This is a genomic window from Nocardia sp. NPDC060220 (genome assembly GCF_042727815.1).
GTDB lineage: Bacteria > Actinomycetota > Actinomycetes > Mycobacteriales > Mycobacteriaceae > Nocardia.
This window is the reverse complement of sequence record NZ_JBHWZY010000567.1, coordinates 1-4,578: the sequence shown is the minus strand read 5'-3', so window position 1 is coordinate 4,578 and position 4,578 is coordinate 1. Positions and strand designations below refer to the sequence as shown.

Genomic DNA, 4,578 nt, shown 5'->3' with positions numbered 1-4,578 from the left:
GCATGTGCTCGCGGCGGCGCTGCAAGGCAACGCGGACGTGCTGTTGACGTTCAATCTCAAGGATTTCGAAGTCAGACCCATCGGCGAGGGTTTCCCGGAACTGCTACATCCGGACGCGTTTCTGCTCGATGTTCTGGATCTGGCACCCGGCGTCGTAATCCGGCTGCTCGACAGGCAGGTTGCTGAGCACAAACGCCCACCGAAACACCTTCAGGGCTTGCTCGATGTGCTCGATCGTTCCGGCTTGCCGGGCTTCGCTGCTGAGGTTCGTCGCCACCTTGACTGATACTCGAACCGTTCGATGAGGTCGGGCTGTGCCTGGGGTCAGGTTCTGGTGATCGGGGGGAGGACGTAGGTCTGGTCGAGGACCGGCGGCTGGGGCTCGTACATGCGCAGGCAGGGGCGGAAGTCGCCTTCCGGGGCGGGGAGCCAGTTGGCGCGGGCCTTGGGGTCGGTGGGCTCGGCGTGGCTGATGGTGATCGTGAGGGCGCCGTTGTCGTCGTAGACGAGGCCGGGGGTGCGGTCGCCGATCGAGTAGCGGTCGATCGGGTTGGCGCAGAGGTAGAAGTCCGGGGTCGAGTACATGGTGACCGACCAGAACGCGCTCACCGGTGGGGTGGGGTCCAGGCGCAGGGTGAAGGTGTTCGCGCCGGTCAACTGCCCGCCGGTGCTGTCGGTGTAGATCATCGCGTAGGCGGCCTCGTAGGCGTGGTTGCCCCAGAGTCCGGCCTTGGCGGCTACGGCGCGCGCGATGATGCGCTGTTCGGGGTCGGTGATCTTGAAGTTCTCGTCGTCGAGCGTGCCGACCTCGAAGAAGTCGATGTTGTAGTCGAAGAGGTGCAGTGTCGACTGCCAGCCGTTCTCCCCGGCGCCTGCCCCGCCCTTCGTCGCGTTGCTCAGTTCTTCCTGGCCCTCACCCAATCCGGCGCGCAGCGCGGATGCTCGATCAGGGTCGAGGGACGGGTAGGGCGAGTCGCCCGCTGTCGTCAGGCCGATCGGCGCGAACGATTCCTGGAGCGCGAGATCGCGCTTCGCGGGAGGGAAGGCCTGCGACCAGACACGGACCTTCTCGAGGAACATCAGGTCCGGGGCGACCGTCGGATCCGGTGACGGAAGTCCCGTCGGCTGTGCGCCGCGGTCGGCGGGTGTCAAGGTCAGCGCGTCCTGCAGGGCGTGCACGGCGGGGAGGTCGTCCGCGCCGGCGCAGGCCCATCGACCGGCGATCACGCCGACAACGGTGGGGAAATGGATGACCGTCGTGTCGTCAGGGGCGGTACCGGTCCATCCCGGCGGTACGAGGAGGTAGTCACCCGCGCGGTTTCCGGTGGCCCGGGTGCCGACGTAGGCGAAGTTGTCGGTCCAGGCGTCGATGAACTGCATGACGTAGTACCGATCGCCGGCATCAGGCACGTGGAAGGTTATCGGACCGACTGAAAGGTCGATCAGGGCGATCGAATACACGGTGTCGTTGTTGACCGAGACGAAGGTCGCCGAGGCGTCGGCGAGGGTGCGGGCATGGGAGAAGTCGTTGAACGGCGTCGCGGGGATGCCGCCGATGCCCTCGCGGAGCAATCGCTCGATCGAATCGAGGTTGAAGACCAGGGGGAATCCGTACAGGTAGGCCTGTGCGGTCAATGCGGGGACGTTCTGATCCGGCATGTGCGCTCCTCGTCCTGGCGTCCACGTCGCGCGACCGTCGTCGGACCGCGCGACACCAGCATCCGCTGATGCGCGACCGGCGCACATCGCCCGGACCGGGTGAGATCGTCGCGTGCCGGTTCGGTGGTGGAGCGCGTCAGGCGCGGATCATGGCGCGGGCACCCGCCGTGAGCTCGGCCGCGGAGGGGGCGTTGTCCGGGTCGATCAGCCATTGCAGGAGCAGGCCGCCGATCATCGTCTGCAGGATCGCGCCGACATTGCTGTCGCCGTCGCCGAAGGCATCGGTCAGGCCGCGGCGGGCTCGTCCCTGCGCGTCGGCGAGTTCGGCGCGCAGTTCGGGGGAGTGCAGTGCCTGGTTCAGGCTTTCGGCGTTGGCGTGCCACAGTGGCGCGTTCTCGACGAACGAGGTGATCAGGCTGTGCCAGAACGCTTCGAGGCGGGCGGTGGGATCGGTCGGGTCGTCGGCGGGTAGCGCGTCGAGGATCTGCGTCACCGCGGTCGCGCTGGATTCCAGCATCGCCTGTTGGAGCAGCTTGTCGCGGGTGCCGAAGTGGTAGTTGATGGCCGCGAGGTTGGTGCCGGAGGCGGCGACGATGTCGCGCACGGTGGTGCGGGCATAGCCGCGTTCGGCCAGGCATTGCTTGGCGGCTTCCAGAAGATCTTCGCGCGTTCCCACTCGCGCACGATAGCAAGTCGCGCATACATCTGTTTGTGACATCAGTTTCAAACAAACGTCAGTGACAAGTGTATGAAACAGATGTATGTTCTCGACCATGACCTCTCGGCGACGTATCTCCCCGTTCGAATCCAGCTACTTCGGCATCGGCACGACCATCGGCAGCGTCCCGACCGGCGGGATGCCGCTGTTCCTCGGCACCACCGTGCACGGCGAGCTGGACCCCGCGATCCTGCGCACGGTGCTCGATGAGCTCGCCGCGGCGCATCCGCTGCTGCGCAGCCGGGTGGTGACCGAGGACGGTGTGGGCTATTTTGTCCGCGACGACGCGTTCCGGCCTCGGCTGGACCTTGTCGAAGGTGGGGAGGCCGAATATCTGGCGCTGGTCAACGGCCCGCGGGACTGGAGCGACGGGCTGTTCCGCGCATACCTGCTGCGTGCGGGCCTGCGTCAGCAGATCGTGTTGGTCATCCATCACGGAATCTCCGATGGCAGATCAGGATTCGCGCTGCTCGGACAGCTGTGGCGGCACTACACGGCGCACGTAGCGGATAACGCTGTGCCGGAAGTTGATTCGGATCAGTCGATGCCCGAGGCCATGGATACCCGCTTGGCCGAGGTGGTTTCGGTCGCGGCGGCTGAAGCGTGGTTGGCCGAGGTCAGGGCGGGCGCGGCGATGATGAACCCCGAGGACGCGCCTCGAACACTGCCCCGCGACGGCACCGACACCGACCGGCTCGGCCGATTCGCGATGCAGCGCATCGAACTGACCGCCGAGGAGACCGCCGAACTGGTGGCAGCGGCGCGCTCCCACGGTCTTTCGGTGAACAGCGTGCTCACCGGTGCGGTGCTGGCGGCCGTCAGAACCCGGTTCCCCGAATCGGGCAGCGTGCCGCTGTTCTGTGGCTACGCGGCCGACGTCCGCGCGGAATTCGACCCGCCGGTGCCCGTCGACACGATCGTCAACTACGCCTCGGGCGGGGGCACGCTGGTCCTGGCGACCGGCGAGACCACTCAGCTCGAACTCGCTCGTTCGGTCGACACCGGCCTGCGCGCCGGCCTGGACCGTCGCGAACCCGCGATCTTCCCCCTCGCCACCCAGCTCGTGAACGACGACGTCACCGCCGCCCTCCTCACCGCGCCGCCGACCTTCGCACTCTCCAACATCGGCCGCGTCCGACCCCATGCGATTCCCGACCACATCGCATTCGTCCGCGACGACATCTACGCCATGGGTCCCGCCATGCCCCCGAAACTCACCGCCTTCACCATCGCGGGCCGCCTCACCCTCCAACTCGAATACGACACCACCCTCTACAGCCGCCCCCAGATGGAAAAGCTGCGCCTCACCCTCATCGAACTGCTGCACACGCTCGAGTGACGTCGTTCTCAGCGGCCACGGGTCAGTTGGGTGTTCCGTAGGCCAGGACTACGTCGACGATTCGGGTGGTGCCGTGGGGGGAGGTCACCTCGAGCCGGATGGAGTCAGCGGGCTTGCGGGTGTTGATGGCCGCGCTCAGTGCCTTGGCGGTGGTGATCGAGGTGCCGTCGACCGCGGTGATCACGTCGCCGATGTTGATCCCGGCTTCGCGAGCGGGTTGGCCGTAGAACGCCCAGCTCACCTGGGCACCTGCCGGTCTGGCATCGATCACCTGCACGCCGAGGGTGGCGGTCGGGCCGATGTGGACGGTGTCGGTGGGCGTGCCCGAACGGATCTGCGCCACGATCCGCAGGGCGGTGTCGATGGGGACCGCGTAGCCGTTGGCCGGTTTGCCCTTGGCTCGGGAATCCTCGCCCGACGCCGCCGTGATCACCCCGACCACCGCACCGGACGCGTCGGCCAGCGCGCCGCCGGACTGCCCCCCCATCACCGGTGCGGCGACCTCCACCATCCCGTTCAATGCCTTGCGAGTGAGGTCGGCGGAGTTCATGGCGACGATCGTGGCGTCCAGATCGGTGATCGGACCGGCGACCGCCGTCGGCTCGCCGCCGTCGCCACCCGCATCACCGATCGCCAGCACGTCCTGGCTGATCCGCAGATCAGCCGAGGTGCCGAGGCGCGCGGTCGGCAGGTCCGTGGCCCCGCCCAGCGACAGCAGCGCGATATCGGCGCCGGAGTCGTAGCCCAGGACGGTGGCCTCGTAGACGAGACCGTTGGCGATATCGGTGACGGTCAGCGCCTCGGCGCCTTTGATCACGTGATGGCTGGTGAGGATCTGCCCGTCGGGGGTGAGCACGATCCC

General features: G+C 67.3%; 4 protein-coding genes and 1 pseudogene. 2 read left to right on the top strand and 3 right to left on the bottom strand.

The window, feature by feature from the left end; genetic code table 11:
- Positions 1-286: pseudogene (locus ACFWF3_RS25245) on the top strand (PIN domain-containing protein); the annotation flags it as partial.
- Positions 287-324: 38 nt separating this feature from the next.
- Here the strand turns inward: ACFWF3_RS25245 and ACFWF3_RS25240 are convergent.
- A complete protein-coding gene (locus ACFWF3_RS25240) occupies positions 325-1,659 on the bottom strand; it encodes a DUF1254 domain-containing protein (RefSeq protein WP_379315710.1) in 1,335 nt (444 codons plus the stop codon).
- Between the two features lie 136 nt (positions 1,660-1,795).
- On the bottom strand, positions 1,796-2,335 hold the full coding sequence (locus ACFWF3_RS25235) for a TetR/AcrR family transcriptional regulator (protein ID WP_378991093.1): 540 nt from the start codon (positions 2,333-2,335) through the stop codon (positions 1,796-1,798).
- Positions 2,336-2,432: 97 nt separating this feature from the next.
- Between ACFWF3_RS25235 and ACFWF3_RS25230 the strand changes: the two genes are divergently transcribed.
- Positions 2,433-3,716 (top strand): hypothetical protein, encoded by a 1,284-nt coding sequence (locus ACFWF3_RS25230; protein WP_379315708.1) that lies wholly within the window; start codon positions 2,433-2,435, stop codon positions 3,714-3,716.
- A gap of 22 nt (positions 3,717-3,738) precedes the next feature.
- Here the strand turns inward: ACFWF3_RS25230 and ACFWF3_RS25225 are convergent.
- Positions 3,739-4,578 (bottom strand): S1C family serine protease (locus ACFWF3_RS25225; RefSeq protein WP_379315706.1); only part of this gene is annotated, 840 nt, incomplete at its 5' end.

Bases quoted from the DNA above. Each gene is read 5' to 3' on its own strand.
- ACFWF3_RS25230 (WP_379315708.1), top strand. From the start codon at position 2,433: ATGACCTCTCGGCGACGTATCTCCCCGTTCGAATCCAGCTACTTCGGC.
- ACFWF3_RS25240 (WP_379315710.1), bottom strand. From the start codon at position 1,659: ATGCCGGATCAGAACGTCCCCGCATTGACCGCACAGGCCTACCTGTAC.